General features: G+C 36.3%; 16 protein-coding genes and 1 tRNA gene. 8 read left to right on the forward strand and 9 right to left on the reverse strand.

What is annotated here, in order from left to right:
- Positions 1-157 precede the first annotated feature (157 nt).
- Positions 158-835: a peptide-methionine (S)-S-oxide reductase MsrA gene (gene msrA / locus EO766_RS00695; protein ID WP_228733076.1), complete on the forward strand. Its 678-nt coding sequence runs from the start codon at positions 158-160 to the stop codon at positions 833-835.
- Positions 836-871: 36 nt separating this feature from the next.
- Here msrA and EO766_RS00700 read toward each other — a convergent pair whose 3' ends face one another.
- On the reverse strand, positions 872-2,446 hold the full coding sequence (locus tag EO766_RS00700) for an ABC transporter substrate-binding protein (protein ID WP_245634884.1): 1,575 nt from the start codon (positions 2,444-2,446) through the stop codon (positions 872-874).
- A 109-nt stretch (positions 2,447-2,555) separates the two neighbouring features.
- On the opposite strand from EO766_RS00700, the gene EO766_RS00705 reads away from it, so the two are divergent.
- Positions 2,556-4,226 carry a M1 family metallopeptidase gene (locus EO766_RS00705; protein ID WP_074419176.1) on the forward strand — a complete coding sequence of 557 codons (1,671 nt, stop codon included), beginning with the start codon at positions 2,556-2,558 and terminating at the stop codon, positions 4,224-4,226.
- Here EO766_RS00705 and EO766_RS00710 read toward each other — a convergent pair whose 3' ends face one another.
- Together EO766_RS00710 and EO766_RS00715 are read right to left on the reverse strand one after the other, a co-directional pair.
- Positions 4,227-5,915: an amino acid permease gene (locus tag EO766_RS00710; protein WP_074419177.1), complete on the reverse strand. Its 1,689-nt coding sequence runs from the start codon at positions 5,913-5,915 to the stop codon at positions 4,227-4,229.
- A gap of 41 nt (positions 5,916-5,956) precedes the next feature.
- Positions 5,957-6,922, reverse strand: a complete 966-nt coding sequence (locus tag EO766_RS00715; protein WP_074419178.1) for a polyprenyl synthetase family protein — start codon at positions 6,920-6,922, stop codon at positions 5,957-5,959.
- Positions 6,923-7,025: 103 nt separating this feature from the next.
- Between EO766_RS00715 and EO766_RS00720 the strand changes: the two genes are divergently transcribed.
- Positions 7,026-7,508 (forward strand): hypothetical protein, encoded by a 483-nt coding sequence (locus tag EO766_RS00720; protein WP_074419179.1) that lies wholly within the window; start codon positions 7,026-7,028, stop codon positions 7,506-7,508.
- An 87-nt stretch (positions 7,509-7,595) separates the two neighbouring features.
- Here the strand turns inward: EO766_RS00720 and ftsY are convergent, their stop codons facing one another.
- From ftsY to rpmB, 4 genes are all read right to left on the reverse strand, one after another.
- Positions 7,596-8,558 (reverse strand): signal recognition particle-docking protein FtsY, encoded by a 963-nt coding sequence (gene ftsY / locus EO766_RS00725; RefSeq protein ID WP_074419180.1) that lies wholly within the window; start codon positions 8,556-8,558, stop codon positions 7,596-7,598.
- 202 nt (positions 8,559-8,760) lie between these two features.
- Positions 8,761-8,931 (reverse strand): DUF4295 family protein, encoded by a 171-nt coding sequence (locus EO766_RS00730; RefSeq protein WP_074417709.1) that lies wholly within the window; start codon positions 8,929-8,931, stop codon positions 8,761-8,763.
- Between the two features lie 2 nt (positions 8,932-8,933).
- Positions 8,934-9,116, reverse strand: coding sequence for a 50S ribosomal protein L33 (gene rpmG, locus EO766_RS00735; RefSeq protein WP_068248002.1), 183 nt, complete (start codon positions 9,114-9,116; stop codon positions 8,934-8,936).
- Between the two features lie 25 nt (positions 9,117-9,141).
- Complete coding sequence (gene rpmB, locus EO766_RS00740) at positions 9,142-9,378, reverse strand: 50S ribosomal protein L28 (RefSeq protein WP_068248283.1); 237 nt, start codon at positions 9,376-9,378, stop codon at positions 9,142-9,144.
- Positions 9,379-9,814: 436 nt separating this feature from the next.
- Between rpmB and rocD the strand changes: the two genes are divergently transcribed.
- Entirely contained in the window at positions 9,815-11,047 is a 1,233-nt protein-coding gene (rocD, locus tag EO766_RS00745) for an ornithine--oxo-acid transaminase (protein ID WP_074419182.1), read from the forward strand.
- 29 nt (positions 11,048-11,076) lie between these two features.
- A complete protein-coding gene (locus EO766_RS00750) occupies positions 11,077-11,784 on the forward strand; it encodes a VIT1/CCC1 transporter family protein (protein ID WP_074419183.1) in 708 nt (235 codons plus the stop codon).
- 8 nt (positions 11,785-11,792) lie between these two features.
- Here EO766_RS00750 and EO766_RS00755 read toward each other — a convergent pair whose 3' ends face one another.
- Together EO766_RS00755 and EO766_RS00760 are read right to left on the reverse strand one after the other, a co-directional pair.
- Positions 11,793-12,197: a hypothetical protein gene (locus EO766_RS00755; RefSeq protein ID WP_074417713.1), complete on the reverse strand. Its 405-nt coding sequence runs from the start codon at positions 12,195-12,197 to the stop codon at positions 11,793-11,795.
- A 43-nt stretch (positions 12,198-12,240) separates the two neighbouring features.
- Positions 12,241-12,311: transfer RNA gene (locus EO766_RS00760), tRNA-Cys, on the reverse strand.
- A 70-nt stretch (positions 12,312-12,381) separates the two neighbouring features.
- On the opposite strand from EO766_RS00760, the gene EO766_RS00765 reads away from it, so the two are divergent.
- The 3 genes from EO766_RS00765 to EO766_RS00775 are packed head-to-tail and all read left to right on the forward strand — an operon-like array spanning position 12,382 to position 14,571.
- On the forward strand, positions 12,382-13,254 hold the full coding sequence (locus EO766_RS00765; RefSeq protein ID WP_074417714.1) for a nucleoside phosphorylase: 873 nt from the start codon (positions 12,382-12,384) through the stop codon (positions 13,252-13,254).
- 3 nt (positions 13,255-13,257) lie between these two features.
- Entirely contained in the window at positions 13,258-14,040 is a 783-nt protein-coding gene (dapF, locus tag EO766_RS00770; RefSeq protein ID WP_074417715.1) for a diaminopimelate epimerase, read from the forward strand.
- A 6-nt stretch (positions 14,041-14,046) separates the two neighbouring features.
- Positions 14,047-14,571 (forward strand): NUDIX domain-containing protein, encoded by a 525-nt coding sequence (locus EO766_RS00775; protein WP_287100607.1) that lies wholly within the window; start codon positions 14,047-14,049, stop codon positions 14,569-14,571.
- Positions 14,572-14,786: the final 215 nt, after the last annotated feature.

Raw genomic sequence — 14,786 nt, forward strand, 5'->3', positions numbered from 1 at the left:
ACAAATAGTATAAAGCAAAGTTAATTAGGTAGTGCATACAATGCGAAGCGCTATTTTTTGAATACTTTGAGCAAAAATTTTCTGTCTTACAGGGTTATAAACATCTCTTGCAAACAATTCTTCGTGAATACTGTTCTAAAAATGAATTAATTTGATTATGCATTACGAGAAATATATATTCAGTTGTTTTTTCTTTTCCTGCTATCTGCTATCTTGCGCACAGCCGGTAGAAAAGAATAAAACCGTAAATCCACAACATAATATGGATAATAAACAAATACCAACCGGTATAATAACCGATACCGCTTATTTTGGGGAAGGTTGTTTTTGGTGTACCGAAGCTTTTTTTCAACGATTAAAAGGGGTATATGAAGTTAATAGTGGTTACGGCGGCGGTCATGTAGCCAACCCAACCTATGAACAGGTATGTGATAAAAATACAGGCCATGTGGAATTGGCTCAAATTATTTATGATCCTAATGAGGTTTCTTTTGATGAATTATTAGAAGTTTTTTGGAAAACCCACGATCCCACAACTTTAAATCAACAGGGTGCAGATGTTGGCCCACAATACAGAAGCGTGATTTTTTATACCAATGAAATGCAACGTGAAAAAGCAGAACAATACAAAGCTGCTTTAGATAAAAGTGGTGCATTTAATAAACCGATTGTTACTGCAATTGATCCCTTTAAAAATTTTTACAGAGCAGAACAGTATCATCAGAACTATTATAACAATAATGGTGATGCAGCTTATTGTCGTTTTGTAATCAGACCCAAGTTGGAAAAATTTGAAAAAGTGTTTAAAAACAAATTAAAAAAAGGGGTTGAATAGTTGCATTGCTGTGAACGCAAAGTTTTTAGAATTGCTTTATGGTAGTATTCTGGTACTTCTTAATTCCAACAAATTCAATGCATTGGGCATAAAACCGGCTATGTTATTTTGTACAAGATGTATCACCATGTCATAAAATAGTGGTACTACCAGCGCATCATCTATTACCATTTGATCCATTCGCCGGTATAACTGATAACGTACTGAATCATTCACAGTGGCTATTGCTTTTGTGTATAATGTATCGAATAATTTATTTTTATAACGGGTGTAATTGGGCGGTGCAGGATTGTTTCCATAAAATACTGCCATGTAATTTTCTGCATCCGGGTAATCGGCCATCCAGCTACCTCTAAAAAATAATACCTTTGATAATGCTGTTTGTTCCAGCAAAACACTTTTCTGAACCACTTCAACCTGGATGTTAATGCCCGCTTCTTCACATTGCTTTGCAACAAAACTGGCAAGGTCTGCATAGGTTGGAATGGTGAGTAATTTGATTGCGGGAAAATCTTTGCCTGCAAAGCCCGCTTCACTTATCAATTGTCTTGCTTTTTCAGGTTGGTAAGTGTAGCCATGTACAAATTTGGTATTATTGGAAGGCAGCCCTTTGGGGCAAAACCCTGCATTGGCAGCATAACCAATGGAGTTGCGCAAATAGAGCATCATTTGTTCTTTGTTAATAGCATAATTAATGGCTTGTCTTATTTTCTTAAATCGCAGGGGCGATTGTTTTACCAGTGGATTGGCGGTATCCATTAAAATTCCTAAATATTCTGTATTGAGATAAGGATGTTTTTGCAGTTGCATTTTACCCTCCCATTCTTTTCTTAATGTACCTGATTTGGTTAATACTTCATCTTTAAATGCAGGATCTATATCGTTGATAAATGAAAGGGTTCCCTGTCTGAATTGTAAAAATTCGGTAGCCTTGTTCTGATAAAAACTAATTTTAACAGCATCTAAGTACGGTAATGCCTTTCCGTTTGCATCTTTCTCCCAATAATGTGGATGCTTATGAAGTACCAAAGCCACTCCTTCCTGCCATAAAAACAATTGAAACGGTCCGGTACCACAGGGATTTCTTCCAAAGTTTTTACCCTCATGTAATACCACATCTTTGGGCACAATACTGCAATACTGCATGGTTAAAATTTCCAAAATTGGATGAAAAGGATGTGTTAAAGTAAGCTGAAAGGTACTATCGTTCAATGCCATAAATGGATGTTCATCTGCCACATGTCCATTAAATATCCAGGCACCACTGCTGGCAGTATTTTTATCAATAATTCTATTGAAACTAAATGCCACATCATCGGCTGTACATAAACGTCCTTTTCCGCCAGAGAAAACCGGATTGTCTTGAAAATAAACGTCAGTTCGTAAATGAAAGGTGTATACCAAACCGTTGGTACTTATTTCCCAGCTTTTGGCAACAGATGGTTTTACATGCAGATTGCTATCTAATTCAACCAATGTATTGTATAACTGATGTACTGCCCAGATAATGGATTGGTTTTTGGAAAATGCAGGATCTAAAGTGGCTATTCCGGTACTTTCATTGTATTCAAAAACCTGTTGATTGGTTAAATGTGCTGCATTGCATGACAATAGGAAAATACATAGAGCAATCCAACATACAAATCTGCACTCTGTGAAACCGTATTTTTGTATGAACTTTAATGCCCGCATAGGCGTTTCAAATTTTTAAATAATAAAGATGCACAATAAATTTTTATTAGCCACGCTAATTATCGTATTTCCAGTATTGGGTTTTGGACAATTATTACAAGCTAAAAATAATTTTACCCATGCCGATACATTAAGAGGCAGTGATAATGCACAACGAAACTGGTGGAATGTTTTACATTATTCCATTTCAGTGAATCCTGATTTTGAAACGAAAACCATTCAGGGTAAAGTTACCATTCAATATGCTGTAGTAAAGCCGGTTACCACCATGCAGATTGATTTACAACAGCCTTTGGAAGTAGACAGTATTGTACAGCACAAACGCATTCTTTATTTTACAAGAACCAATAATGTAATTTTCATTAAAAACACTATTCCGCATCGTATGGGATTCCATGATTCAATTACCGTGTATTATCATGGCCGGCCTCGGGAAGCCGTTCGTCCACCCTGGGATGGTGGATGGATTTGGAAGAAAGATTCATTGAACAGGCCGTGGATGAGTGTTGCCTGTCAGGGTTTAGGCGCCAGTGTTTGGTATCCGTGTAAAGATTATCAGGAAGATGAACCCGATAATGGAGCCACATTGACTATCATTGCTCCGGATACATTAATGGCAGTGGGGAATGGAAGATTAATCTTTACAGGAAACACTTCGTTCAACAAAAAAATATATACCTGGCAAGTGGTGAATCCTATTAATAACTATGACATTATTCCCTATATAGGCAAATACGTAAACAAACGAGATACGCTGTTGGGGGCAAAAGGATTATTAACGCTTCAATATTGGGTTTTGGATTATGATAGCAGTATTGCCTGGCAGCAATTTAAACAGGTAAAACCAATGTTACGGGCATTTGAGTATTGGTTTGGGCCTTATCCATTTTATGAAGATGGGTATCAGTTGGTACAGGCGCCGCATTTAGGTATGGAACACCAAAGCGCTGTTGCTTACGGCAATCATTTTAAAAACGGTTATTTAGGGCGCGATTTAAGTGGAACGGGATGGGGTTTGCGTTGGGATTTTATTATTGTACACGAAAGCGGGCACGAATGGTTTGGAAATAATATTACTACCAAAGATGTGGCCGATATGTGGGTACACGAAGGATTTACCAATTACAGCGAAACATTGTTTACCGAATATTATTACGGAAAAGAAGCAGGTACCGATTATAATGTAGGCAGCAGAAAAAATATTTTGAATGATAAACCCATTATTGGCCCCTATGGGGTAAACAAAGAAGGCAGTAGCGATATGTATTATAAAGGCAGTGCATTAATACATTCTATTCGCCACTCTGTGCATAATGATGTTCTATTTCGGAAAATACTGCACGGGTTAAATAAAGTTTTTTACCATCAAACGGTTACCTCGGCTCAAATTGAAAATTACATCAATCAGCATGCAGGGTTTAATTATCAATATGTTTTCGATCAATATTTACGAACCACGCAAATACCTGTTTTGGAATATCAGATGGATTCAGTAAATCATTCCATTCGTTGCAGATGGAGTAATTGTTTGCCTACATTCAATTTGCCATTGAGTTTATGGAATCCACCAGGTGAACATATTAAAATATATCCAACAACGAATTGGAAAACAATCTCCATTCAAAAAAATCAGACCGACTTATTTCGTTCAGCATTAGTTGAGCGGTTGTATTATGTAAAAACGAAATTGCTGCATTAGTTAAATTTCGGTTCTTAACTTACTGTGTTTTCTTCCATAAAAGAAATACAGGCATAAACCAATACCCATCCATACAAAAAACCACAACCAGCTAATGGCAGGAATTTCAATCATTAAATACAAACAAAATAATGCACCTAAAACAGGAATAACTGAATAATTTCTGATAAAGCTTAACACGGAAACAATTACTGTGATAGAAACAAAAACGATAAATAATATTTCCTGATAACTTTCTGAGTTAAGATGTTGAAATGCATCAGTAAAGCGTTCATGAAATCCGATAATAAATATCATGGACAGTATTGGGATAATATACTTTCCATTGATGTAAGGTAATTTAAATCGGCCCTGTGTAGTATTTTGCATTCGTGGCAATACCAATACACCAAAACAAACCAACACAAAAGCAAACAAAGTTCCAATACTGGTTAAATCGGTCATTAAACTACTCGGTAAAAATAATGAAGGGATAGAAACCAATAATCCTGTAATAATGGTTGCAAAGGCCGGTGTTTGAAATTTTGGATGAATTTGCGAAAACTTTTTGGGCAACAATCCATCACGGCTCATACTCATCCAAATACGCGGCTGACCTAACTGAAAAACCAGCATTACACTTGTAGTTGCCACTACTGCACTAATTGAAATAATATAACTCACCCATTTTAAGCTGATTTTACTAAACACAAATGCCAATGGGTCATTTACCTTCAGTTCAGAATAATGTACCATACCGGTTAATACCAATGCTATTAAAATATAGAGTACAGTACAAATAATTAAAGAATAAATCATCCCCCGTGGTAAATCGCGTTGAGGATTTTTACATTCTTCAGCAGTGGTAGAAATAGCATCAAAGCCAATATAGGCATAAAAAACAGCAGATACCCCTGCTAACACACCACCAAATCCATTTGGCAGAAAGGGCACCCAGTTATCTGTTTTCACATAAAAAAATCCGAGTGCAATTACAAATAGGATGACGATGATTTTAAAAATCACCATAAAATTGGTTGATTTTTTACTCTCTTTTATACCTATATATGCCAACGTTGTAATTAACACTACAATGATAAATGCAGGAAGATTTATGAGCAGGTGTTTACCAAACAGAACAGGAGCCTGCATCCAGGTATCTGTTGCAGACAATAAATGTTGTGGTAAAGGTTGATGCGATGCTGTTAAAATAGTTGCTTCCTGAAAATCTTTAGCTGCTGTGAAAGGATCTGTTAACAGCCAACCGGGCAAATGAATGCCCAAACCCACCAATAAATTATTAAAATAGCCACTCCAGCTAATGGCAACAACTATATTTCCAATAGCATATTCTAAAATAAGTGCCCAACCAATAATCCATGCAACTAATTCACCAAAACTAACATAGGCATACGTGTATGCACTTCCTGCAATGGGTACTCTACTGGCAAATTCAGCATAACATAAAGCACTAAAGCCACAAGTAACCGCAGTAATAATAAAAAGAAATGCTATACCGGGCCCACCGTTATAAGCTGCTGTTCCTATTGTTGAAAAGATACCTGCACCAATAATGGCAGCAATGCCCATAAATGTTAAATCCTTAACCGTTAGTACCTTATTCAGTGAATGTTGATGACCATCCTTAATTCCTGCTTCTGAATCAGCAACAATTTTTTCAATTGATTTTTTTCTAAACAATGTAGACATGCAATTGTCTGTTTTATAAAAAAGGTAAGATAAGTATTAAATTAGTAATCTCTTTGTATGAGGAAAGCCGCAACCTCTTTTAAATGTTTTTTGCGCACACTTTGCACAGCAACTTCTTCTAAATGATGCAGTGCTATATTGAAGTATTGTTCTTTTAAAGCATTGGCCCATTCGTGCACATTGCAATCTTTAAATATGGCTAAAACTTTTTCAACTTTATCAGGTTCATTACCCAGCATGTGTTGCATCAATGCTGTTTTTTGTGCAGGTGATGCTACTTCTAATGCATGTAACAATAAAAAAGTTTTTTTATTTTGTTTAATATCACCACCTACCGCTTTGCCAAATTTTTCAGGATTCCCGAAAGCATCCAGATAGTCATCCTGAATTTGAAAGGCGATACCTAAATTTTTTCCAAAAGCATATAAATGTTTACAACTGCCTTCGCTTGCACCACCAATAATGGCCCCCATTTCTAAACTTGCCGCCAGCAAAACAGAGGTTTTTAATTCAATCATTTTTAAATAATCGGTTAATTCAATGTGTGCTGCATGCGCATAATCCATATCTAATTGTTGCCCCTCGCAAACTTCAACTGCTGTTTTATTAAAAATATACAAAATGTGTTTCAGAAAATCATTTTGAATATGCTCTAAATATTGATAGGCTTTAATTACCATTACATCACCTGCCAGCAAAGCCGTGTTATTACCATATTTAGCATGTACAGTGGCCATTCCTCTGCGTAAATCTGCTTCATCCATAATATCATCATGCACTAAAGTAAAATTGTGAAACAGTTCAATAGCCGTAGCAACACGGTATGCATCTTCATGAATTTCGCCAAAAAGTTCGTTACCCATTAAGCAAAAAACCGGCCTGATTCTTTTGCCGCCAATTTGTAAAAAATAGTGGCAGGGCTCATATAATGTTTCAGGCGTTTTTGGAAAATGATGCACTGAAAAATATTTACCAAATTGTTCAGTAAGTTGTTCAAATGTATGCATACCGCAAACTAACAGGAAAAAATTCAAATAAACTTGTAAGAATCAAAGTTTTATGCACAAAATTTTGGCACGATTTTTTTATAATTTTGCTAAAATATTATTTATGAAAAAAATATTCATCCTGAGCCTGATTATTTTAACACTGGGTATTGCTAAAACAGAAGCCCAAAATTTAAGCAGTTCTTATCAAACAGCAGTAGGTTTAAAAATTTATCCGGGTGCTGTTTCTGTAAAACATTTCGTAAATGGCAATAATGCTATTGAGGGATTGGGTTATTTTTGGCAGTATGGTTTTAGATTAACCGGTTTGTATGAAATACATGGTGATATTAATGGCGCACCGGGTTTAAAATGGTATGTTGGTCCCGGCGCACATATTGGTTCATATAATGATAACTGGAAAAGAGACTATCCATACCGTGATAATTCAGTAGCCATTGGTATTGATGGCGTTTTGGGTTTGGATTATAAAATTAAAGGTGCTCCCATCAATGTTAGTTTCGACTGGCAGCCTTCATTTAATTTGGTTGGGTATTCTTATTTTGAAGGAGGCTGGGGCGGACTCGGTATTCGTTATGCCTTTTAACTTAAATTTATTCATTTAATCAAAAAGTTTGGGGTTAGTTTTAACCTCAAACTTTTTTTATAGTTTAAGTTTACTGAATGCTATTGGCTATGCATCCTGCAAAGTAAAAAGGCTATCTACAAATTCTTTTTTATCAAATACCAATAAATCATTTATCTGCTCACCCACACCAATAAATTTTACCGGTATTTTAAATTGATTGGCAATGGCCAATACTACTCCACCTTTTGCAGTGCCATCTAACTTAGTAATGGTGATTGCACTCACTTCAGTTGCAACGATGAATTGTTTGGCTTGCTCTACTGCATTTTGTCCTGTTGAGCCATCTAAAACCAACATTACCTCATGTGGAGCATTTGGTATTACTTTTTGAATAACCCGCTTAATTTTTGAAAGTTCATCCATTAAATGAGTTTTATTATGCAACCTTCCCGCTGTATCAATCATCACAATATCAACCCCTTTTGCCACTGCACTTTGTACCGCATCAAATGCTACCGCACCGGGATCGCTGCCCATGGCTTGTTTTACAATGGGAACACCTACTCTTTCGCTCCAAATGGTAAGCTGATCAACAGCAGCTGCCCTGAATGTATCTGCTGCCCCTAATAAAACAGAATAACCTGCTTTGGTATAATTGTATGCTAATTTTCCGATAGTGGTTGTTTTACCAACCCCATTCACCCCAACTACCAAAATTACATAAGGCTTTTTATCGGCAGGAATTTCAAAATTTTTATACGTTTCATCAGCATCCTGTAATACATTTTGAATTTCATCCTTTAACAAATGATTCAATTCAGATGTACCCACATATTTCTCTTTTTTAACCCTTTCTTCAATTCGTTCAATAATTTGAAGTGTAGTATCAATACCAACATCGGCATTAATTAATGCCTCTTCTAAATTGTCTAAAACAGATGCATCAATGGTACTTTTTCCTGCTATTGCTTTAGAAATTTTTGACAAAAACCCTTCTTTGGTTTTTTGCAATCCCTGATCTAAGCTTTCTTTTTCCTTCTTGCCAAATAATTTATCAAAAAATCCCATGGTTAATAGAATAAATATCAAAAAATGTTTAAAGGCACAAAGTAAGATTAAAAATCATTTTTTGTGCAATTGCATTAAAAGAAATCAATAACATATTGTACAATGGTATTTTATAAAAAAGTATTGATTGTTTTCTGGCAGCACAACAAAAAAGCCTTCCTAAAAGGAAAGCTTTACAAGAAATTATATTATAGCAATCAAACTATTTGGCCAAAAAATCTTTCACCTTATCCTTGTGCACAATGGCTTCTTTAAATGTATAAGCGCCGGTTTTAGGGCTGCGGATGGGTTTAATCACTTTTGTCCAGTTCTTTGCTTCAGCGGCGGCTTTTTGGTCTTTAGTCTTAATCGCTGTTTTTGCTGCTTTTGCCATGGTTATTTGATTTCTTTATGAACAGTTACTTTTTTCAAAATAGGGTTGTACTTTTTCAGCTCCAGTCTTTCAGGAGTATTTTTTTTGTTTTTTACAGAGATGTAACGACTGGTGCCGGGCATTCCTGATGTTTTATGCTCGGTACACTCTAATATTACTTGTACTCTATTACCTTTCTTTGCCATTGTAATGGGTAATTTACTGGTTTAATTAAATTTTTACTCCGTCAGCTCTCAATTGTTTAATAACAGAGGCCAAACCATTTTTATTAATGGTACGAATGGCATCTGAAGATACTTTTAAAGTAACCCAACGGTCTTCTTCTGCAAAAAAGAAACGTTTTGTTTGTAAATTCGGCAGAAAACGGCGTTTTGTTTTAATGTTAGAATGTGAAACGCTGTTACCTGTTAATGGTTTTTTTCCTGTAACCTGACATACTCTTGCCATGATGCTATTTTTTTTCGGGACGGCAAAGGTAAGGAACACAAATGAAATATCCATATTAATCACATCTTTTTTAGAGAAAATATACACATGCCGTGGAAATATAGATTTTGCCGTAATAATCAAGCTAAATTATACACATTACTACTCATTTCATTCAATCTATCCGCTTTCAGTAAAAATTTTGCAAAGAACCAAAACAAATATTGCAGAGAAATTTACTAAATTTTTTTGAGCTGTACCAATTATTCGTAACTTGCAAGCAATAAATCATGAAACACTTTCTGCAATATAACCTCGATTTTTTAGATCATCCCTTGGGGTAATCTTCTATCTAATTATTCTCAAATCTTATTGTTATTTATTATAAGCTATTGTTCTGGTATTTTTTACCATGTAACAGGTTTATGTGATTTCCTCAAATTTTAAAAAGAATTTTATGTTAACGCAACAATTATCCCATAAAAGTGCTTACTATCTTTCTTTAGAAGAAAAATACGGTGCACACAACTATCATCCCTTACCGGTAGTTTTAGAAAAAGGCGAAGGTGTATTTGTATACGATGTTGACCAAAAACGTTATTTCGACTTTTTAAGTGGCTATTCGGCAGTCAATCAAGGGCACTGTCATCCTAAAATTATTAACAGTTTATTGCAACAGGCACAAAAACTTACCCTTACTTCCAGAGCTTTTTACAACAATGTTTTGGGTGAATATGAAAAATACATCACTGAATATTTTGGGTACGATAAGGTTTTACCCATGAATACCGGTGTTGAAGGTGGCGAAACAGCGGTAAAATTGGCTCGCAGGTGGGGTTATGCCAAAAAAGGAATACCTGAAAACAATGCGAAAATAATTTTTGCCGAAGGTAATTTCTGGGGCAGAACATTGGCAGCCATCTCCTCTTCTACCGATCCATCCAGTTATAAAGGATTTGGGCCTTATATGCCCGGATTTGAATTGGTACCTTACAATAATTTAGCTGCTTTAGAAAAAGCTTTTCAGGATAAAAATGTAGCTGCTTTTATGGTAGAACCCATTCAGGGCGAAGCAGGTGTGGTTGTACCGGATGAGGGTTATTTAAAGGGGGTTCGCGCATTGTGTACAGAATATAATGTATTATTCATAGCCGATGAAATTCAGACCGGTTTAGCCAGAACCGGGAAAATGCTGGCCTGTGATCATGAAAATGCAAGACCGGATATTTTGATTTTAGGAAAAGCTTTAAGTGGCGGCACCATGCCCGTTAGTGCTGTATTATGTGATGATGCAATCATGCTAAACATACAGCCCGGCGAACATGGCAGCACTTATGGTGGTAATCCTTTGGCCTGTGCCGTAGCTATTACCTCACTACAGGTAATAAAAGACGAAGGCATGGTAGAAAATGCAGAAAAAATGGGGGTTATTTTTCGGGAAGAACTGGCTAAACTCAAAAATCCGTTTGTACAAACCATTCGGGGCAAAGGCTTATTAAATGCCATCGTAATACAACACCCTAATCCGGATGCAGCCTGGGATATTTGCTTAGCTTTAAAAGAAAATGGTTTATTGGCCAAACCAACACATGGCGATAAAATTCGCTTTGCACCACCGCTCATCATTACAGCACCCCAAATTGTGGAAGCGGTTGAAATTATCAGTAAAACATTACAATCATTTCATTAAAATATTTGTTTATAAGTAATTTTACAGTAATGATACAAAACCACCTTCACCACAAAGAAGAGCATTTACAAAGCTCAGATTTATTAACGGATATTGTAATTGGCATGAGCGATGGACTAACCGTTCCATTTGCTTTGGCTGCCGGTTTAAGTGGTGCGGTTGGCAATCAGGTAACTTTAATATGGATTGCCGGTATTGCAGAAATTGCAGCCGGCTCCATTGCTATGGGACTGGGGGGCTATTTAGCAGGCAAAACTGAGCAGGATCATTATAACAGTGAACAGAAAAAAGAATTTTGGGAAATTGAAAACAAAGCAGAAGTAGAAAAAGAAGAAGTGCGGGAGGTTTTTAGAAATTGGGGTTTAAGTGAGCAGTTGCAAGAGCAAGCTATGCAAGAAATTGTAAAAGATAAAAACAAATGGGTTAATTTTATGATGAAGCATGAACTTGGTTTAGAAGAACCAGACCCCAAAAGAGCAGGGAAAAGTGCTTTTAATATCGGATTATCATATGTAGTGGGCGGCCTGGTGCCCCTTAGCCCCTATTTCTTCGTTACCGATGCGCTCAATGGTTTAAAAATTTCTGTTGTTGTTACTTTAATTTGTCTTTACATTTTCGGTTATTTCAAAAGTAAAATAACCGGCATTAACCCGTGGAAAGGAGGTCTTCGTGTGATGCTGATTGGAGCCGCCGCTGCAGCCGCAGCCTTCGGCATTGCTAAATTAATTGATAGTTGATGAGTTATTTATTTTGATCCGGCAGGCAGTTTTAATCTGGGTAATAAAGTCATCAGCAATACAATTACAGCTAAGCCCACTGTAATATACAGGCCGGGTTTTACTTCCGGGCATTCGCCTTCTCGGCATAATGAAAACAAGGTAAAGTTTTTAATGGCCCATGCCATATTAATAAAGCCTACAAATAAATTGGTTCGTTTTGCCCAAACTTTTGGCAATGCAAAAAATGCAATCAGCAATACAGAAAAAAAACTCTGTGCCAGAATTTGCTTTCCAAAAGTAAATTGTTCATTCACTGTTCCATGTACACCACTAATGGTTAGTTGTAAGGATGGAATGTAAATCCAGGGCATAAAACACACAGCTACCATCAATATGGCCGCAATAATTCCAATAGTTTGTGCATACTTCATAAAGACAAGAAAGGATTACTGTTGTAATCCTTTGTTTGATGAGAGGTCCCGAGCGGATTCGAACCGCTGTACGAGCTTTTGCAGAGCTCTGCCTAGCCACTCGGCCACAGGACCATTCGGGCTGCGAAAATAAAGCATCGTAACTAAATACAAAATTCTAATTTTGCAACTTCAAAAAAAATACATGAATAGTATTGCACCATCTGAATTAATTATCAACAGCAGAGGCGCTGTTTATCACATTGACCTAAGACCGGAAGAACTGGCAGATACCGTTATTACTGTAGGCGATCCGGACCGTGTTGAAAAAGTAAGCAGGCATTTCGATTCAATTGAAATAAAAAGGCAACACAGAGAATTTATTGCCCATACCGGCTTTATCGGGAAAAAAAGATTAACGGTACTTTCTACCGGCATTGGACCCGATAATATTGATATTGTACTGAATGAATTAGATGCATTAAAAAACATTGATTTTGAAACCAGAACCATTAAACCCGAATTAAGTACGTTGAAAATAATTCGTTTAGGTACTTCCGGAGCTTTACAGGCCGATATTCCGGTAGATAGTTTTGTAGTGGGCACACATGGGCTGGGTTTAGACAATTTGTTGCATTATTATCGTCAGGTAAACAATGAAGAGGAACAACAAATTTTAAAACATTTTATAGAACATACCCAGTTATCCGGAAATATTCAGCCCTATCTGGCTACAGGCAGTATCAGCATCATGAAACATTTTGTAAAGGGCTTTCATCATGGCATTACGGTTACATGCCCCGGTTTTTACGGCCCACAGGGTCGTGTACTGCGTTTGGGTTTATCCAATCCCGGTTTGGTAGATAATTTTAGCAGTTTTAGCTGCGGACAGCACCGAATCAGTAATTTTGAAATGGAAACCAGCGCAATTTATGGATTGGGTAAATTATTAGGTCACCATTGTTTATCCGTAAATGTTATTGTAGCCAACCGAATCCGTAAAGAATTTAGTAAAAATAGCGCAATGGCCGTAGAAAATTTAATCAAAAAAGCATTAGCAATTATCAGCACTCTTTAAATTATGCAGTTAACATTTTATAAGTATCAGGGAACCGGAAACGATTTTATTATTCTTGACAATAGAAATGGTGCCATTCAATTAACGACAGAGCAAATTAATTTTTTATGTAACCGAAAATTTGGAATTGGAGCTGATGGCTTAATGCTGTTAAGCCATAGCAAAGATTTTGACTTTGAAATGGTGTACTATAATTCTGATGGCAAACAAAGTACCATGTGTGGAAATGGCGGCCGTTGCTTAGTACAATTTGCGTATGATATTGGCCTAAAAAAAGAAAAATATCATTTTAAAGCCATTGATGGCCCACATGAAGCTCATTTCGAAAAAAACGGATGGGTAGATTTGTTGATGAAAAATGTAGATACCATAGAACGCTATTATGGCGATTTTTTGGTAAATACCGGCTCACCGCATTATATTAAAACAGTAACGGATATTGCCAATTATGAAGTATTTAAAGAAGGCAGAGCCATTCGATTCAGTAAAGATTTTGAAAAAGAAGGTATCAATGTAAATTTTGTAGAAGTAACCGATGCAGATACCATTACCGTTAGAACTTATGAAAGAGGGGTTGAAAATGAAACCCTGAGTTGTGGAACCGGTGTTACTGCTGCCGCATTGGTATTTGCTCACAATGAAGCCGGGTTTAACAGAATTGAAGTAAATACTTTGGGCGGAAAATTAGCTGTTGAATTTGATAAATTGGGCGAAACATTTACCAATATATGGCTTTGCGGACCGGCAACTTTTGTATTTAAAGGGGAAATACCTTTGCAATTTTAAATGAATATGATGCATCAGCCCATTGCTTATCAAACACTACCCAAACCACAAAAATTTACCATTCGGGTGTACGGTTTGTTGATTGACCGGCACCAACGCATATTGGTAAGTGATGAATATATAAGGGGCAATTATTTTACCAAATTTCCGGGCGGTGGATTAGAATTAGGTGAAGGAACAAGAGATTGTTTACAACGTGAATTTTTGGAAGAAACCGGTTTGCACATTGTAGTTCAGGATCATTTTTATACCACCGATTTTTTTCAAATTTCTGCATTCAATACGGTTGATCAAATTATGTCTATTTATTATAAAGTAACTGCACCCATCTCTGAAATATGCAACTTAAAAACTGCAGCAACTCCATTTCAGTTCACACCCCAACAAATTGCAGATGTAAATGGGCAGTATGAAATGTTACGTTGGTTGCCGCTCTCCGAATTAACTATAGAATCGGTACACTTACCCATTGATAAAGTGGTGGTAGAAATGTTATTGAATCAGCAATTGATAGCAAATACTCAAAAGTAAGTGTGCTTAAAGTACAAAAGTAAAATAGAACCACAGTTCTGTTAAGTAGAAAACCAAATTGGTAATCATCAACCATGCCGGAACCGGTTGAAAATAAAACCTACTCTTTTTATATAGAAATAGAATGAAAAGAACTGAGTTAAGAACAATTACAGCAAATCCTGCAGTAATGACATAACTACTGATTGTTTCATTTTGAAAAATATCACCCCAAA

The sequence above is a fragment of the Hydrotalea sp. AMD genome (genome assembly GCF_004100315.1).
Lineage (GTDB): Bacteria > Bacteroidota > Bacteroidia > Chitinophagales > Chitinophagaceae > Hydrotalea > Hydrotalea flava.